Here is a 16,386-nt window from a genome sequence, read left to right as displayed (position 1 = left end):
AAATGAAAAATTTCATAATAATACAATTGGGCCTAACGCTTCTGTTTTTCGCTGCTTGTAAAACCGAACCCGATGCAAATGCGGTAAAGAAAGAAGTACTAAACATTCACGACAAACTGATGATGGATGGGGAGAAAGTAGTGAAAAACAGAATCAAATTAGATTCTATTCTAAAAAGTGGAAAAATCAAATCTGCGGTAGATTCGCTTAAAATGGCTAACCTGATTAATCAATTATACAAAGCCGATGAGCGCATGATGGATTGGATGCATTTCTTTAAAGATGATTTTAAAGGTAAAAATGAGCAAGAAAATATGGCGTACTACAAATCGCAGATGATTAAAGTCAGAGCCATTGAAGACCAGTATATCCAAGTAACAAAGGTATCAGATTCGGTTTTGAGAAATTACAATATCAAATCTGTAGAAACCACAGAAATGAAAAATCATAAGCACTAATTGTTTTCCCGCTGATGGAAAGATTAGCAAAAATTTGATTCAATCAGCGGGAAACGATTTGAACTGGCAACAAAAGAACAATTAATCCCATCCTTTATACTAGAGGTTGTATATTTACATTTTAATAAAATCATCATGAATAAATTGATTTCTTCGATAGCCGTTTGTATGCTATCAATCACCTTATTTTCATCTTGTCAGCAAGAAAAGAAACTTCCGTTTTATGGCGAACGACATGCGGAAACCGTTAGAGATGCTGCAGGTGTTGAAAAGATAGACACGGTTTATCAAACCATTCCAAATTGGTCTTTCCTTAATCAAGATAGTGTGATTACGACAAATAAAGTTACTGACGGAAAAGTTTATGTAGCCGATTTTTTCTTTACCTCTTGTACCACCATCTGCCCCACCATGCATCGTAATTTGATGACGGTTTACAACGAATTTAAAACCAACCCTGATGTGATGTTTGTATCACACACCATCGACTTTAAATACGATAAACCTTCGGCACTTAAAAAATATGCAAAGAAACTCGGTGTTGATGGACCGAAATGGCAATTTCTTTATGGAAGTAAAGACAGTGTGTACACGCTTGCTGAGAAAAACTACCTGGTAGCGGTTGGCGAAGATAGCACAGCAAAAGATGGTTATATTCACCAGGGATATTTAGTCCTGGTTGATAAAGACCGAAGGATTCGCGGCGCTTATGACGGCACCAAGGAAGACCAGGTTGAACAGTTGAAAAAAGATATTCCGGTTTTATTAGCAGAGTATAAAAAATAAATTTTAACCGCAGATGAAAAGGATAAGCACAGATAACAACACAAAATCTGTGTTCATCTTTCCTTATCTGTGGTTGATATTAAATAAAAATCCATGCGCAAATACATCATTAATTCCATTTTTTTACTTTCGATTGTTGCCATCATTGTTTCTTGCCAAAATCAGGAAACGATCGACTTGCAGAACTACATGTCTAATGGAAAAGATATTTACAAAGCAAAATGCCAGAACTGCCATGGTGAAAATGGCGAAGGTTTAGGTCAGCTCGCTCCTCCACTTACCGATTCAGTATTTTTGAAAGCCAATAAAACACGTCTGGCTTGCATTATTAGAAATGGAACGGATGAAAAAATGACCATTCACGGTAAAGAATACCAGGAAAAAATGCCGGGCTTCCCTGAATTGGCAGATATCGATGTGGCTCAGGTAATGGTTTTTGTTACCAATTCGTTCGGGAATAATCAAGGTTTTGTTCCCTACTCACAGGTTTCTACACAATTGCAAAATTGTAAATAATCAAACTTCTTCAAATAATTTGACTTAAAAAGCCCATCTTTGCGCAAAATGCAGGTTGTTCTATCGCTGTTCCGATTCATCGGGAGAGAGGAAAGTCCGGGCAACGCAGGGCATCTCGCTTTCTAACGGAAAGGAGTTCAGGATTGAAAACCTGAATTACGGATCAGTGCAACAGAAAATATACCGCCCCGAGCAATCGAGGTAAGGGTGAAAACGTGCGGTAAGAGCGTACGAGCATTGCGGGCGACTGCAATGGTTTGTAAACCCCGAGAGTTGAAAGACCAAATAGGCTAACGCATGTAGGGCTGCCCGTCCGATGTTAGTGGGTAGGTCGTTAGAGATAAACGGCAACGTTTATAGTGGATTAATGATAGAAATCCTGAGCAATCAGGAAACAGAACCCGGCTTATAGACCTGCATTTTTTTCGTTTTCGAAAGCAAAAACTAGAATTTTTTTGTTTTTCCAACTATCTACTATGATTTCGTTTTAGGTGATGATCCAAAACTCTAAATTTTCTTATCATCAATCTCTATCGGTTGCCACGGAGACACGGAATTCACGGAAAATATATTATTGATAATACAAAAGTCTATTTAATGCAGTGTGAAAGGTTATTGAGTTAACATTCGATGTTTAATAGAGCATTGAGTTAATAACCTAACGGAACTGACAATATTCATATTTATCTTCCCCTAAAAAGGTAACTTGCTTGAATTATCCAAACAAATTTCTATCTACTATTTTCCGATAAAAAACTTAAAACCTTTTTAATGATTTCTCGTTTATAGGCTAAATTGATTGTATAATAAACTATACATAAATTTAAAATTATATATTAGCACTTCAATTAGAATAAGAATACCAAATGGCCAAACTATTAATTATTGATGATGAGCGGGCAATTCGTAGCACCCTACGCGAAATCTTAGAATACGAAAATTACGATGTTGAAGATATCGATAATGGTATCGACGGCCTTGAAATGATCAAGAAAACCAATTTCGACTTGGTTCTTTGCGATATCAAGATGAATAAAATGGACGGTATGGAAGTGCTCGAACAGGCACAAATCATCAAACCAGACCTACCTTTCATCATGATTTCTGGTCACGGAACTGTAGAAACAGCCATTGAGGCCAGTAAAAAAGGTGCCTTCGATTTCATTTCAAAACCACCAGATTTAAATCGTTTACTGATCACCGTTCGCAATGGTTTAGATCGTGGAAATTTAGTTACTGAAACAAAAGTTTTAAAGCGTAAAGCAAGTAAAACCCGTGAAATTCTAGGTGAATCTGAGAGTATCTCGAAAATTAAAGAAACGATTGAACGAGTTGCCCCTACTGAAGCACGAGTTTTAATTACAGGTGCAAATGGTAGTGGTAAAGAACTGGTTGCCCGTTGGCTACACGAAAAATCAAATCGTGCTGATAGCCCGCTAATTGAGGTGAACTGCGCTGCAATTCCATCAGAATTAATTGAAAGTGAGTTGTTTGGTCACGAAAAAGGTTCATTTACTTCGGCTGTTAAACAACGTATTGGTAAATTCGAACTGGCAAATGGCGGAACATTATTCTTAGATGAAATTGGCGACATGAGCCTTTCTGCACAAGCTAAAGTGCTTCGTGCTTTACAGGAACATAAGATTTCTCGTGTTGGTGGCGAAAAGGAAATCGAAGTTAATGTTCGTGTTTTAGCAGCAACCAATAAAGATTTATTAAAAGAGATTGAAGATGGCAATTTCCGTATGGATTTGTACCACCGTTTAAATGTAATCAACATTCACGTGCCTCACTTAACAGAACGTACTGATGATATTCCAGTGATTGCACAGAATTTTCTGGAAAGTATTTGCAATGACTATGGCATGCCTGTTAAAAAAATTAACGAAGGTGGTATGGCTGCATTACAAGCTTTACCCTGGACAGGTAACGTTCGTGAGTTGCACAATATGATTGAGCGTTTAATTATTTTGAGTGATAAAGTGATTACCGAAAATGATGTACGTGCTTTTGCCAATCCAGGCGGCGGAACGAACATTGGTGCGGCAACAAGTACACAAATTGCTAGTTCTGCGAATGGTTCAGGGATGTCTTCTTCTTTCGATAGCTTTAACAATTTCCAAGATTATAAAGATCATGCGGAGAAGGAATTTATCAAATTTAAACTGGAAAAAAACAATTGGAACGTTTCAAAAACTGCGGACGAAATCGATATTCAAAGAAGTCATTTATATAGCAAGATTGAAAAATTCGGCTTGAAGAGAGAATAATTTAAAAAGTTATAGGTTGTAAGTGATGAGCTTTAGGGCTTAAAACTTACAACTTAAATTAACCCATATAATCATTCTGTCTCATCAATAAAGCCCTGTATTTATTGAAAATAGCTGTTTTAGAAACGAAACCTTGATATTGGTTTTCGTTATTGATCACCGGCAAAATCCATGCATTTTCCTGTTCCATTTTCTTCAGAACCGTTTTTAAATCATCAGCAATATTAATGGTGAGTGGAGCTTGCTGAAGCAGATGGGAAACAGTCAGTCTTTCCTTTTGCTCCTCTTTAATCATCTCTCCGAAAATTTCTTCCACGTAGATAATCCCTTTGAAATCTCCTAACTCATCAATAACTGCACAAATATTTTTATGCGACTGAACAATTTCATTCATCTTCATGGAAATTAAATCATTAAGATAGAGAGCAGGATAATTTTTCTCTATTAGATATTTTAACTTCATCTGATTCAAAACTGTTGTGTCTTTATCTTCGTGTGATAATAGTTCGCCTTTATCCGCTAGTACCTTGGTATAGATAGAATGCTTCTGTGCACTACGGTTAATAGCATAAGAAATCGCAGTAGTAATCATTAGCGGAACCATTAATATATAACCTCCGGTAATTTCGGCAATCAGAAAAATACCTGTTAATGGTGCATGCATGATCGCTCCCAAAGCAGCTGCCATACCTGCAACTATGAAATTCGAAACGTTCAAATGGGCAATTCCCGATAAGTTGACCATGTAAGCGAAAATAAAACCAATTAATCCCCCCATAATTAAACTCGGCGCAAAAGTACCCCCGTTGCCTCCTGCACCCAAAGTAACCAGGGTAGCAATTGATTTCATAAAAATGGTTACAATTGTGAAAAGTATAACCACTGCCGGAATGCTGCTGTAATCGGAAAAGATACTGTTGTTAATTACCGTTAAATAGTCGCCTTTCAAAAGGCCTTTAATGGTAATATAGCCTTCACCATAAAGCGTTGGGAAAAGAAAAACTAGCGCTCCTAACATCAAACCACCAATAATAACTTTGGTGTAAGGATGTTTAATTTTATAAAAGAGGCCTTTAACAGCATAGTTTGCCTTAGTAAAATAAATTGAAAACAAACCAATTAATCCAGCCAGAAGTACGTAGTAAAATAAGGCGTTAATTTGCCATCCTTCTGTTACCAAAAAAAATAACTGTTGGGTGTAAAATATACGAGCAACAACTGCGGCAGTTGCAGCCGACAACAAAAGTGGGATAAAGGCCGGTATTGTAAACTCGGGAAGTAATATTTCGATTGCGAATACGATTCCGGCAACGGGACTATTAAAAGCGCCGGCAATACCGGCAGCCGCTCCACAAGCCACAAGCATGGTAATTTCGCGATAGGATAAACCTAAAATACGTGCTAAGTTGGATCCAATTGCCGAGCCACTAGTAACTATTGGGGCCTCTAAACCGGTTGATCCACCGAAACCTACCGTTACTGCAGCAGTGATGATTTGAGAATAAATATTATGTGCCTCTACCCTGCTCGATTTTTTGGAGATAGCGTAGAGCAAGGGAGTTAAGCCAGTTTCGAACTTACTTTTTCTGATGAAATATTTGATGTACAGAACCGTCAACAGGATTCCAATCATCGGAAAAATGAAATATAAATAGTACTTATATTTCCAATGCCAGTCTGATTGAAGAAACTCTTCGATATGGTGTGTTAAACTCTTTAACGCGGCGGCCGCCAGGCCAGCGAGAATACCAACAATAACAGCAAGTATGATTAGGAAATTACGGTTTGATATTTTTGACTTTCTATATTGGTTAATCTTATCAAGGTAATTTACAAATCGGATATACATGTTATTCTATTTTCTGGTTATTGATTTTAAGCGTCAAATTTATCCAGCTGTTTAATTAATGTAGCAAAATCTTTTGGATATGGCGCATCGATTACAATGTCTTTATCATCTAAGCCTTTGAAAATTAAATGTCGGGCATGAAGCGCAAAACGTTTCATAATCGGTTGCTCCTCCTCTCCTTTAGATAATCTATATCCTCTTTTAATTGATGATAAAAATACTGGTTTTCCTTTGTACATGTCATCACCCACGATAGCAGCACGTTGTGTAGCCAGGTGGATACGGATTTGGTGCATACGGCCGGTAATCGGTTTACATTCTACTAATGTGTAATGTTTATAATATTTCAATGAATCGAACACAGTCTCCGCTCTTTTTCCTTCCGCTCTATCAATAGTTACGTTTTTATTTCCATCATTTAGAATGGGTAAATCAACCAATAACTTGTCGAATATTACATGGCCATCAACTACTGCATGGTAGGTTTTATCCACTTTCCGGCGTTCGAACTGCATGGATGCATGGCGATAAGCTTCAGGATTTTTAGCAATAATTAAAGCACCAGAAGTTTCCTTATCTAAACGGTGACAAACCTGTGCATCATCGCTATATTGTTTAGCCAGACGCAACACATTAGTTTCCCCAGAACCACCTCTTTCATCGAGAGAGGCCAAGAATGGTGGTTTATTGATTACAATAAAATCGTTGTCTTCAAAAAGAATAAGGTCTTTAAAATTCGGGTACTTCAAACTGTGTGCTATTAATGAGCCGCAAAAATACGGATTTTATTTTATTGGTTCAGAATTTAACCACAGATTGCATTACAATAGAATCAAATCGGGTATATATTGAAAGTGCTTTTTATTGTGTGTTAAAACGGGAAGATTATAATACAATGCTGTTGAAGCAATTAAAGTATCGGCAATAGCTAATCTATGACTTAATGCAAATTGTTCGAATAGACTCAAAAACAAATCACAGATATCAGAATTAATGGGGATTACAGTGTATTTTTTGATCTGCTTTTTTATTCTGAATAGTTCTTCTTTATCTCTTGCACCTACTAAAAACTCGGCAACGGTTATGCTACTAACATAAAAAATATCTGATTTTATTTCTTCAATTATTTCTTTTGTTTCTGTGTTACCACGATAAAGTTCAATTAGAACTGTTGTATCAAAAATCACCATTTAGATGGCCATGAGTCTTTTCTGATTTCCTCAACTGATGGGAAATTTAATCCCTGGCCAAAAGTTTCGAATAATTCGGCTTTTGAAATCTTTTTGCCTGCTGGTGGCAAAGGATTTTGGTTTGATAATTCAATTACAATAACTTCTACTTTTTTACCGAAGAATTTCTTTGGCATTTCAATAGTGTGATTATTTTTATCTGGAATTAAAACTTGCCTATACATTTTGTTATTGCTTTTATCAAAAATACTAATAAAAAAATGATTCCTCATAAAAAGAAGCACGGATTAATCATTACAAAAAGCCGCAGGCTTCCTGAATAATCAGCGAATCTACGGCTCTAATATTTTTAATCAATCTTTAAGAAAGCTCGAACTTATAACCAACGCCTTTTACCGTTGAAACATAAGTTTCGCCTAATTTTTCCCGAAGTTTACGGATGTGAACATCAATAGTTCTATTGGTAACCACTACAGAATCTTCCCAAATATTTTTAAGGATTGATTCACGGGTGTAAACCTTACCAGGTTTAGAGGCTAAGAGATATAATAACTCAAATTCTTTTTTGGCAAGAACAACTTTATTTCCGCCTTGAAAAACTAAATAAGCTTCACGGTCGATCACTAAATCGCCAATTTCTAATTTGTTTTCTGACACTTCTTCAGTTCCAGTGTTCCTTCTTAAAATTGCGTTAATGCGACTTACTAAAGCCCGAGGTTTAATTGGTTTCGCAATATAATCATCGGCACCTACATTGAAACCTGCAATTTCTGAATATTCCTCACTTCTGGCAGTTAAGAAAACCATAAAAGTGTTTTTGAATTCAGGAATTGCCCTCATTAATCTGCAAGCCTCAATTCCATCCATTTTAGGCATCATAATATCTAAAATGATTAAATCTGGATGAACTTTCTTAGCAACCGTAATTCCTTCCTGACCATTGGTAGCAGTAAAAACCTGGTAACCTTCTTTTTTTAGGTTGTATTCAATCAGTTCCAGAATATCTGGTTCATCATCAACAATTAATATTTTCTGACCTGCGTTGTTCATAGTTAAATATTTGTTACGAAAGTACTGTCTCTGATGTAATTTCTAGTTAAGCCTAAGTTAAGAAATTGTTAACGACTTAAATTAGTTTAACATTGAGTTTCTTTTAACGTAACGTTTTAGCTAGAAACGCTTCCAGCTCCTCTCCACGGAGGTTTTTAGCAGCAATCTTTCCCGTCGGATCAATAATATAAGAAGTAGGAATTGCCTGAACCTGATATTTTTTGACTGTTTCTCCATTGAAATCTTTTAATTCAGATACCTGATTCCACGCTAAATCATCTGCCTTAACAGCACCTAACCACGCAGCTTTATCAGTATCTAAGGATATTCCTAAGATGTCGAAGTTTTTAACTTTGAATTTATTGTAAGCTTTCACCACATTCGGATTCTCCTGACGACATGGTTGACACCAGGAAGCCCAAAAATCCAAAAGGACGTATTTACCTTTATAATCTGCTAAACTAACTGCTTTCCCGTCGGCCGTATTCATAGTAAAATCTGGAGCCACTTGTCCAACCTGAACAGCCTTTAAAAGCGCCATCTGCTTCACAAAAGTATCTACTGTAGCATTACCTTTAATTTCATTTTTAACTTCATCTGCAAATTGTACAAGCTCCGCCTCATATTCTTGCGGACTAAGCGTATTCATCGCGTAAAAGCTGGCAAGCGTACCTTTATTGTCTTTAGCAAATTTAATGATCTGCGTGTTCAATTGATTTATATACGACTGATACTGAGGCTTCATTTCCTCTAATATTGCTGCTCTGTTTTGTGGTTGAGTAGCCACTTTAGCCTCAAAATCCGCCTGCAATTTTTCAGCTTGTTTCGAGAAATTATTTCGAATGGTATTTAACTCTGATAGTTTTTCAACCTCAGTGGCTCCAGATATTTTGTAAGCCATTGTTTTATCAGTTAAATCAGCTTCTAATTTAATTTGATCACCATTTTTGGCAATTAGCATAAATTCATGATTGCCTATTGAAACACGGAAAAAATCTACAGATGGCGTTTTACGAATAAATTTAAATTCGCCTTTTTCGGATAAATTAGTCGAATCGATGGCGACCATTTGACTGCTTTGCATCCCGTATAGGAAAACTTTCTTCTCTGTTCCAGTGTTCTGGAATGTTCCGTCAATTGTAAAACTATCTTTCGGTTTACATGCTGTAAAAGCAATCGCAATTAATACGATCAGACTTAAATTTTTTAATCTCATTATTTTAATTTTTCTAGTATTAATTCATTCAATTTCTTAGCATCTGCTTTACCTTTTGCCAACTTCATTACATCGCCAACAAACAAGCCTAAAACGCCTTTTTTACCTTTTTTATAAGCCTCAACTTGTCGTGGATATTTGGCTAACACTTCATCAATAAATGCACCTAATTCATCGCTGTTTTCTGAAATCAGTAAATTTAATGATTGTGCAAGTGTATCCACATTAGCATTTTGTTGCGTTTCAATTGCTGGTAATAACTGCTGAATCGCGATTTGTTGTGTAAGCTTTTTATCATCAACCAAATTAATTGCAGCAGCTAATTGCTCTGGTTTAACATTATAATCATTAATAATTATACCCTTTTCGCTTAATACGGCCCTAACCGGGCCAATTAACCAGTTAATAAGTGTTTTTTTAGTATTAACAATTGGTAAAGCTTCATTAAAATAATTTAACAGATCCAAATCCTCTGCAAATAAAGCTGCGTCTGCTTTTGTAATACCAAATTCGGCAACCATTTGCTTCGAAATTTCATTTGGTAAAGCGGGCATGGCCGATTTGATTTCTGCCAACCAATCGTCTGAAATAAAAATAGGCTGCAAATCCGGATCAGCGAAATAGCGGTAATCGTTTGCCTCCTCTTTTGTTCTCATTGGCGATGTTGTGCCTTTATCAGCATCAAAATTTAATGTACTTTGGATGATTTTGCCGCCATTCTCAATAACCTCCACTTGTCTTCCAAATTCAAAATCCATTGCTCTACGTACGTTACGCATAGAATTTAGGTTTTTTACTTCGCAACGGGTACCAAATGCTGTGGAGCCATTCGGTCGGATAGAAATATTTGCATCGCAACGCAAACTCCCCTCCTCCATGTTTCCATCACTCACATTTAAATGGCGGACCAACTTTCTAATTTCAGTAAGCAGTGCTGATGCTTCTTCGGCGCTACGAATATCAGGCTCCGTTACAATTTCTATCAAAGGAACTCCAGCACGATTTAAATCAACTAAAGAATAGTTATCATCCTGATCGTGAATACTTTTTCCTGCATCTTCTTCTAAATGAATTCTGTTGATTCCTATTTTCTTCAATGAGCCATCAGCTAATTCAACTTCAAGGAAACCGTTTACACAGATTGGCTGATTATCCTGCGTTATTTGATAGCCTTTTGGTAAGTCGGCATAGAAGTAATTTTTTCTATCAAAGTGATTGGTTTGATTGATTGTACAATTTAAGGCCAGGCCAATCCTAACCGCTTTGGCTACCACCTCTTTATTTAGCTTAGGCAAAGCACCCGGTAACGCCAATGAAACAGTTGAAATATTATGATTAGGCGAAGCCCCGAAACATGCACTATCGGCAGAGAATATTTTGGTATTGGTGTTTAATTGAACGTGAATTTCCAGTCCTGAAACTAGTTCGTAATTGTTTTCGGTTGTCCCTAAACCCATAGATAAATGATGCCTTTAAATGTATTGAGCTGGCAAATATAGTTAAAGAATGTTAAAACGAATTGCCTCAATTAAACTACGCGAAAATGCTTTTGTCTATTTCAATAATTAACACACACAAGGAACCTTTAATTAAAAAACATTATGAAAAAGTTAGTTTTATTTGCTGCAGTTTTGATGGTTTCATTATTCAGCATAGATGATGCAAAAGCTCAAATTAATTTAAGCATTAATATTAGCCAACAACCAGTTTGGGGCCCTACAGGTTATGATCATGTAGATTACTATTACCTGCCGGATATCAATGCGTATTACAATGTCCCATCCAAACAATATATCTATTCGAATCAAGGCAATTGGGTTTGGACAAACAGTTTGCCAGGTCAATTCAGAAATTTTGACTTATACCGAGCATACAAAGTTGTTGTAAACGAACCCAAACCATATTTAAGAAATAACGTCGATGTAGCTAAATACAGTAGATTTAAAAACTATAATGGCCGCCAATTGGTAATTAGAGATAGTCGTGATAGGAAATATGATGTGGTGAAAAACCACCCCAACTATAAAGCTGTTGCGGTGAATAATAATAGCAATCGCCAAAATCGTACACAAAAAACTGTTGTAAAAATAAATCAAAACTCAAGGACAGCTCGAAATTCCAATCGTGGCAACGATAGAAGAATAGAAAATGATCGTCCAGATAGAAATAAAGCAAATGGTAGAAGTAAATAGCGTGATTTAGTTGTGATTAGGGAGTTTCGAAAGAAGCTCCCTTTTTTGTGGCACGCCTTTTGGAAATATGGGTCTATCAACACAAATTAAATCGATTATGAAAAGATTATTTTTAGTTGCTGTAGTAATGATGATTTCATTCCTCAGCATGCCGGCAAAGGCTCAAGTAAATTTGAATGTAAATATTGGTTCACAGCCGCTTTGGGGACCCACTGGTTATGATCACGTTGATTACTATTATCTTCCAGATGTGGAAAGTTACTACTATGTTCCGAAAAAGCAATTTGTATATTTAAATGGAAACGACTGGGTTTTTGCGAACAATCTACCATCGAGATACGGAAATTACGATTTATACAATGGGTATAAAGTGGTAATTAACTCTCCAAAACCTTATCTAAATTTTAAAAATGATAAGGTTAAATACGGAAAATTCAAAGGTAACAAAGGTCAGTTGGTAATAAGAGATAGCCGCGACAGCAAATACTACGTAGTAAAAGGTCATCCACATGGAATGCCACCGGGACAAGCTAAAAAAATATTCGGTAAAGCGAACAAGGGAAATGGTAACCATGGCAATGGAAACGGAAAGGGAAAACACAAATAATTGTTAAGTGATTAAGAAAGGGCTTCGAAAGAAGCTCTTTTTTTATATCTCTGTTACAATAGATTTTTTGGCATAGCGTTTGAATTTGTATTAAACACACAAATAGAACCGATTATGAAAAAGTTATTTATCATCTCCGCGATTGTAGGTATCGTGGCTTTAACATCAAATCAATCTAACGCCCAGGTAAGTATTAACGTTAACATTGGCGCACAACCGGCTTGGGTTCCTGTTGGTTATCAAAACGTAAATTACTATTACTTACCTGAAGTACAGTCTTATTATTATGTTCCGCAACGCCAGTTTGTTTATTTAAATGGAAATCGCTGGACTCGATCTAGATATTTACCGGCTAGATATAGAGGCTATGATTTACACCGAGGAAGAAAGGTAGTTGTATATGGAAACAGCCCATATCGCAGTTACAATACGCATAGAGTTAGATATTCTAACCATAAGAATGTGTTTCGTTCATCATATGGCGGCGGAAACAGGGGTCGTTATAACGCACCGCGAAACCATTACAGGCCACAACGCGTAGATTATAGACGTCACGATCAAAGAGTTAATGCTAGTTTATTTTCTAGAGGACATAGAGAAAAACATGGTAGACGTTAAATAAAAAAAGAGGCTTTAGGCCTCTTTTTTTATTTAAAATCGCTTACCAATTGTTAAACCAAATCTTGGGTAAGCTTCTAAGGATTGATTTTTACTTCCAAATACCCTACCTACACCTAGGTACGCTTCACCTAAAAAACCATTTCGAGTTAAAAATTTTGCTCCGGCAGCGGCGCCTAAGCCAACGTCCGTGTAGTTTCTTTCTGGTAAAGTAAAGTCATAACCAGCAGGATAGCTGGTGTAAGCCAAAGATGTATAATCAAATTCTTTGTGCGATATAATCCCAGCATTTCCTTCAATAAAGAAACCGTTCGCTTTTTTGTTACCAAAATATATGCGATAGTGCGGGGTAATGACATAATTTATTCTGCTGCCAAAAACATTTTCATTAGTTGCACCGATAGCAACCGATAATCCAACACCCATGTTGTCTTCAATGATTCTTTCGTAGGTAATTTCAGGAAGTGCTAAAATGGAATAAAACAAATTAATCTTAATCTCATTATTCCCGCCATGGCCGATGGCTTCAGATTTAAGTTTGATAGACTGGGAAAGACTATCTATGTTTTTGTCTTGTGCCCTTAAATAATTTGTTGAGCTTAATAGCGCTAAGAATAAGAGTATTTTTTTCATCTAGATATTTTTAAACGAAACTAATAAAATAGTTTGAGTACAAAATATTTTGCAACTTTTTTAAGACGCCGTATCTTGAGCATATTCAATCGATAAAACATGGTAGACGTTAATAAAAAAAGAGGCTTTAGGCCTCTTTTTTTATGATTAGTTTACATTATAAGTATTATCACTTTTCACTTTGTCTGGAACATGACTATTGCCCATTGTTACTTTATTCAGTTTTTTCGAAGTTTTAATTTCGATTTGCACTTCCTTTGCGCCATCCTGCCATACAGCGATCGTACTATGATTGGTTTCTTTTGATCCATCTGCATAGTTTAACACCAAATCAATCGGTAACGCTTTAATCCCTTTATTTTCAATTTTTATTGAATAACCAGTGTCTATTTTATCCACCGATTTAATTGCCATATCCAAAACGCCGCCCTCGAAAAACCATGACTTCCAAAACCAGTTTAAATTTTTTCCACTTCCTTCATTCATACTGTTAAAGAAATCGTAAGGCATTGGGTGTTTCCCGTTCCAGTTGTTGATGTAGTTGTGAAGCGCTTTAGTAAACAACTCCTCGCCAAGATAATCCTTAACATACAAATACGCTAAACCAGGTTTCGGATAAGAATTGGTAAAACTTCCAGATCCTTTTAAGTCAGGTGTCAATGTCATAATGGGAGAATCATCTTTATTTCCTGATGAAGCTGCCGTGGGTTGAATACCATATTCATCTACGATGGTGGAATCGATCATTGGTGAAATTAGCCACTCACCTATCGTGGCCCAGCCTTCATCCATCCAACCATATTTAGTCTCATTTATACCCATATAAAACGGAAACATGGTGTGGAAAATTTCGTGATCTGTTAAAGTAATCGCATCTTCCCTATTATCAACTGGGTTATCATTAACCATCATCGGATATTCCATTTGGTCTAAACCATCGAAAATAGTTTCATGATTATATGGAAATGGCCATTTCGGAAATTTGTAACTCATTGATTCAACAGTTTTACGGGCAAAATCAATTACTTCATAATAGTCTTTGTGCTTAGCGTTAAAAACAGCATCAACCCTGGTTCTACGTTTCGTCTTTGGATCAACCATTAAGCTGGTTGATTTCCATAAATAATGATCACTTAAAGCAAAAACAAAATCAGTAACATTTTTGGCTTCGAATTTGAAGGTGTTAAAAGTATTAAGCTTAGTTACCTGTTTCATTGCCAAATCTTTTTCTGTAATCACATCTACAATCCCATCATTTTTTTCCGCTGAAGCGATTCTAGCGGCAATCTCTTTATGGAATACTTCATTAGCATTTTTTAAATCGCCTGTACCCCAAACGGCAAACCCACCAGGAACTTTAATTTCTGCATTAAACTGATCAAAATCGTTGTAAAATTCTTCTGCTCCTGTATAAGGATATTTGTTCCAGCCATCCACATCATCGTAAACGGCAATTCGAGGAAAGAAATAAGCTATAAAATGCGAGCCATCATCTACTTGCCCGGTACGAATGTGTGAGCCCTTGTTTAGGATATAATTGTAGTCGAAGTTGAACTTGATGGTTTTGCCAGGTAAAAGCGGTTGAATCATGATATGCATATTCGTACCGTCAATCTGTAAACTCCCTAACGCTAACTGACTATTGTTTAGGGCTGCGGCTGTAATTTGTACGCCCTCACCCAAATCAGAATCTGCTATTTTTGATTTTCTGATCGAACCCTTTTTATACAAATTTGGATATAGCTTGAACCAAATTTCTTTTAAGGTATCCGGACTGTTGTTGGTATAAACCACATCTACCTTACCCTTTAACAACCGTGTTGATGGATTAAAATCAACCTTTAAATCGTATTTTGAAGAGTTTTGCCAATAGTTTTTCCCTGGTTTTCCACTAACACTACGGGTCTCTTTGTTGTATGTATTCTGAAAAACCGGTTCAATAGGCAATTGAACCTGAGCGTTTGCATATACTGCAGAAAAAAGTATAATGCTAAATATTTTAATCACTTTCATTTTAAATCAAACCTTAATACCGTCAGCTTATTTACCAAATTTCATCTTTAGCTGCTCAAGCATGTCGTTATTAATAGGTTGTGCAGGCTTATCTGGTTTTTGCTGAGGCTTTTGTTGATATTGTGGCTTTTGCGCAGCAGCCGTTGGTTGTGGTTTTGGCGTGCGGTTTTCGTTTTTCTTGGCATTAAATTTTGCCCATTCTTCATCCAGTTTTTTCTTCGTGTATAAAGGAAAATCACCTTGCTTCATCCAGGCATAATAACTTGGTTCAACAGCAAAAACTTGTTCGGTCGTTTTTCCTTTGTGTTTTCCGAAGTTAAAACAAACCTCATTTTTATCATTATAAACCATTCTGCCAGCAAAATCTACAGGCTTATGTATGTTAGTAAATATGTGTAAAGCATCTACATCATTCACAACAGGAATGCTTTTGTTGCCCTGTTTATCTTCAAATTCTTTTTCCTTGTACATCTCCAGCTGACCAAGCAAAACTTTATAAGTTGCTATTACATCTGCCTCTGCAGCATGAGCGTTTATTAAATCTTCCTGGCAATAAAATTTATAAGCTGCTTTTAATGTACGTTGCTCCATCTGGTGGAAAATATTCTGAACATCAACGAATTTGCGTTGGTTCATATCAAAATCTACATCAGCTCTTAAAAATTCTTCCAACAACATCGGAATATCAAACTTATTTGAGTTGTAGCCAGCCAAATCGCTTTCTCCGATAAATTCGGCAATTTCTTTTGCTAACATTTTAAAGGTTGGCTCGTTTGCAATGTCTTCATCGTAAATGCCGTGAATTAAAGAAGTTTGCAAAGGAATCGGCATTTCTGGATTTACACGCCAGGTTTTAACCTCTTCTTTACCATCTGGATATGCTTTTAAAATCGCAATTTCTACTATTCTATCAGCACCTACATTTATACCAGTAGCTTCTAAATCGAAAAATGCTAATGGACGTTTTAAATTTAATTTCATTTTATTG

General features: G+C 36.3%; 17 protein-coding genes and 1 other RNA gene. 8 read left to right on the top strand and 10 right to left on the bottom strand.

The annotated features are described in order from the left end of the window. Positions 1 to 2: 2 nt before the first annotated feature. The 5 genes from ACZZZC_RS12940 to ACZZZC_RS12920 all read left to right on the top strand — a co-directional run bounded on the left by ACZZZC_RS12940 (position 3) and on the right by ACZZZC_RS12920 (position 4,030). A complete protein-coding gene (locus ACZZZC_RS12940) occupies positions 3 to 458 on the top strand; it encodes a hypothetical protein (protein ID WP_463482406.1) in 456 nt (151 codons plus the stop codon). Positions 459 to 593: 135 nt separating this feature from the next. After that, positions 594 to 1,244 (top strand): SCO family protein, encoded by a 651-nt coding sequence (locus tag ACZZZC_RS12935; RefSeq protein ID WP_463482405.1) that lies wholly within the window; start codon positions 594 to 596, stop codon positions 1,242 to 1,244. 93 nt (positions 1,245 to 1,337) lie between these two features. Next, positions 1,338 to 1,760: a c-type cytochrome gene (locus ACZZZC_RS12930; protein ID WP_463482404.1), complete on the top strand. Its 423-nt coding sequence runs from the start codon at positions 1,338 to 1,340 to the stop codon at positions 1,758 to 1,760. A 47-nt stretch (positions 1,761 to 1,807) separates the two neighbouring features. Continuing rightward, positions 1,808 to 2,185: RNase P RNA component class A (gene rnpB, locus ACZZZC_RS12925), an RNA gene on the top strand. Between the two features lie 441 nt (positions 2,186 to 2,626). Continuing rightward, the gene (locus tag ACZZZC_RS12920) at positions 2,627 to 4,030 is read left to right on the top strand and encodes a sigma-54-dependent transcriptional regulator (protein WP_265798802.1); all 1,404 of its coding nucleotides are present in this window, start codon (positions 2,627 to 2,629) and stop codon (positions 4,028 to 4,030) included. Between the two features lie 58 nt (positions 4,031 to 4,088). On the opposite strand, the gene ACZZZC_RS12915 is transcribed toward ACZZZC_RS12920, so the two are convergent. From ACZZZC_RS12915 to gatB, 7 genes are all read right to left on the bottom strand, one after another. Then, positions 4,089 to 5,879: a chloride channel protein gene (locus tag ACZZZC_RS12915; RefSeq protein ID WP_463482403.1), complete on the bottom strand. Its 1,791-nt coding sequence runs from the start codon at positions 5,877 to 5,879 to the stop codon at positions 4,089 to 4,091. Between the two features lie 26 nt (positions 5,880 to 5,905). Beyond that, positions 5,906 to 6,628: an RluA family pseudouridine synthase gene (locus ACZZZC_RS12910; RefSeq protein ID WP_056848962.1), complete on the bottom strand. Its 723-nt coding sequence runs from the start codon at positions 6,626 to 6,628 to the stop codon at positions 5,906 to 5,908. 72 nt (positions 6,629 to 6,700) lie between these two features. Further along, the gene (locus ACZZZC_RS12905; RefSeq protein ID WP_463482402.1) at positions 6,701 to 7,069 is read right to left on the bottom strand and encodes a PIN domain-containing protein; all 369 of its coding nucleotides are present in this window, start codon (positions 7,067 to 7,069) and stop codon (positions 6,701 to 6,703) included. Next, entirely contained in the window at positions 7,063 to 7,293 is a 231-nt protein-coding gene (locus tag ACZZZC_RS12900; RefSeq protein ID WP_463482401.1) for a hypothetical protein, read from the bottom strand. Before ACZZZC_RS12900 ends, ACZZZC_RS12905 begins: the two co-directional genes overlap by 7 nt. 136 nt (positions 7,294 to 7,429) lie before the next feature. Next, positions 7,430 to 8,119, bottom strand: coding sequence for a response regulator transcription factor (locus ACZZZC_RS12895; protein ID WP_029274338.1), 690 nt, complete (start codon positions 8,117 to 8,119; stop codon positions 7,430 to 7,432). Between the two features lie 103 nt (positions 8,120 to 8,222). Then, entirely contained in the window at positions 8,223 to 9,335 is a 1,113-nt protein-coding gene (locus ACZZZC_RS12890; protein ID WP_463482400.1) for a redoxin domain-containing protein, read from the bottom strand. Beyond that, positions 9,335 to 10,792 carry an Asp-tRNA(Asn)/Glu-tRNA(Gln) amidotransferase subunit GatB gene (gatB, locus tag ACZZZC_RS12885; RefSeq protein ID WP_463487385.1) on the bottom strand — a complete coding sequence of 486 codons (1,458 nt, stop codon included), beginning with the start codon at positions 10,790 to 10,792 and terminating at the stop codon, positions 9,335 to 9,337. The genes ACZZZC_RS12890 and gatB overlap by 1 nt, the downstream gene beginning before the upstream one ends. Before the next feature lie 144 nt (positions 10,793 to 10,936). Between gatB and ACZZZC_RS12880 the strand changes: the two genes are divergently transcribed. The 3 genes from ACZZZC_RS12880 (at position 10,937) to ACZZZC_RS12870 (ending at position 12,752) form a co-directional block, all read left to right on the top strand. Further along, positions 10,937 to 11,527, top strand: a complete 591-nt coding sequence (locus ACZZZC_RS12880) for a hypothetical protein (RefSeq protein WP_463487384.1) — start codon at positions 10,937 to 10,939, stop codon at positions 11,525 to 11,527. Positions 11,528 to 11,624: 97 nt separating this feature from the next. Continuing rightward, positions 11,625 to 12,134: a hypothetical protein gene (locus ACZZZC_RS12875; RefSeq protein WP_463482397.1), complete on the top strand. Its 510-nt coding sequence runs from the start codon at positions 11,625 to 11,627 to the stop codon at positions 12,132 to 12,134. 114 nt (positions 12,135 to 12,248) lie between these two features. Further along, on the top strand, positions 12,249 to 12,752 hold the full coding sequence (locus ACZZZC_RS12870; RefSeq protein WP_265798796.1) for a hypothetical protein: 504 nt from the start codon (positions 12,249 to 12,251) through the stop codon (positions 12,750 to 12,752). A 33-nt stretch (positions 12,753 to 12,785) separates the two neighbouring features. Here ACZZZC_RS12870 and ACZZZC_RS12865 read toward each other — a convergent pair whose 3' ends face one another. The 3 genes from ACZZZC_RS12865 to ACZZZC_RS12855 all read right to left on the bottom strand — a co-directional run bounded on the left by ACZZZC_RS12865 (position 12,786) and on the right by ACZZZC_RS12855 (position 16,379). Next, positions 12,786 to 13,385, bottom strand: coding sequence for a hypothetical protein (locus ACZZZC_RS12865; RefSeq protein ID WP_463482395.1), 600 nt, complete (start codon positions 13,383 to 13,385; stop codon positions 12,786 to 12,788). Positions 13,386 to 13,532: 147 nt separating this feature from the next. Continuing rightward, positions 13,533 to 15,398, bottom strand: a complete 1,866-nt coding sequence (locus ACZZZC_RS12860; RefSeq protein ID WP_463487383.1) for a M1 family metallopeptidase — start codon at positions 15,396 to 15,398, stop codon at positions 13,533 to 13,535. A 27-nt stretch (positions 15,399 to 15,425) separates the two neighbouring features. Further along, complete coding sequence (locus ACZZZC_RS12855) at positions 15,426 to 16,379, bottom strand: exonuclease domain-containing protein (RefSeq protein WP_463482393.1); 954 nt, start codon at positions 16,377 to 16,379, stop codon at positions 15,426 to 15,428. Positions 16,380 to 16,386 lie beyond the last annotated feature (7 nt).

Source organism: Pedobacter sp. AC212 (assembly GCF_979258625.1).
Note: the sequence above shows the minus strand (reverse complement) of the source record. Positions and strands in the feature narration are given on the sequence as shown.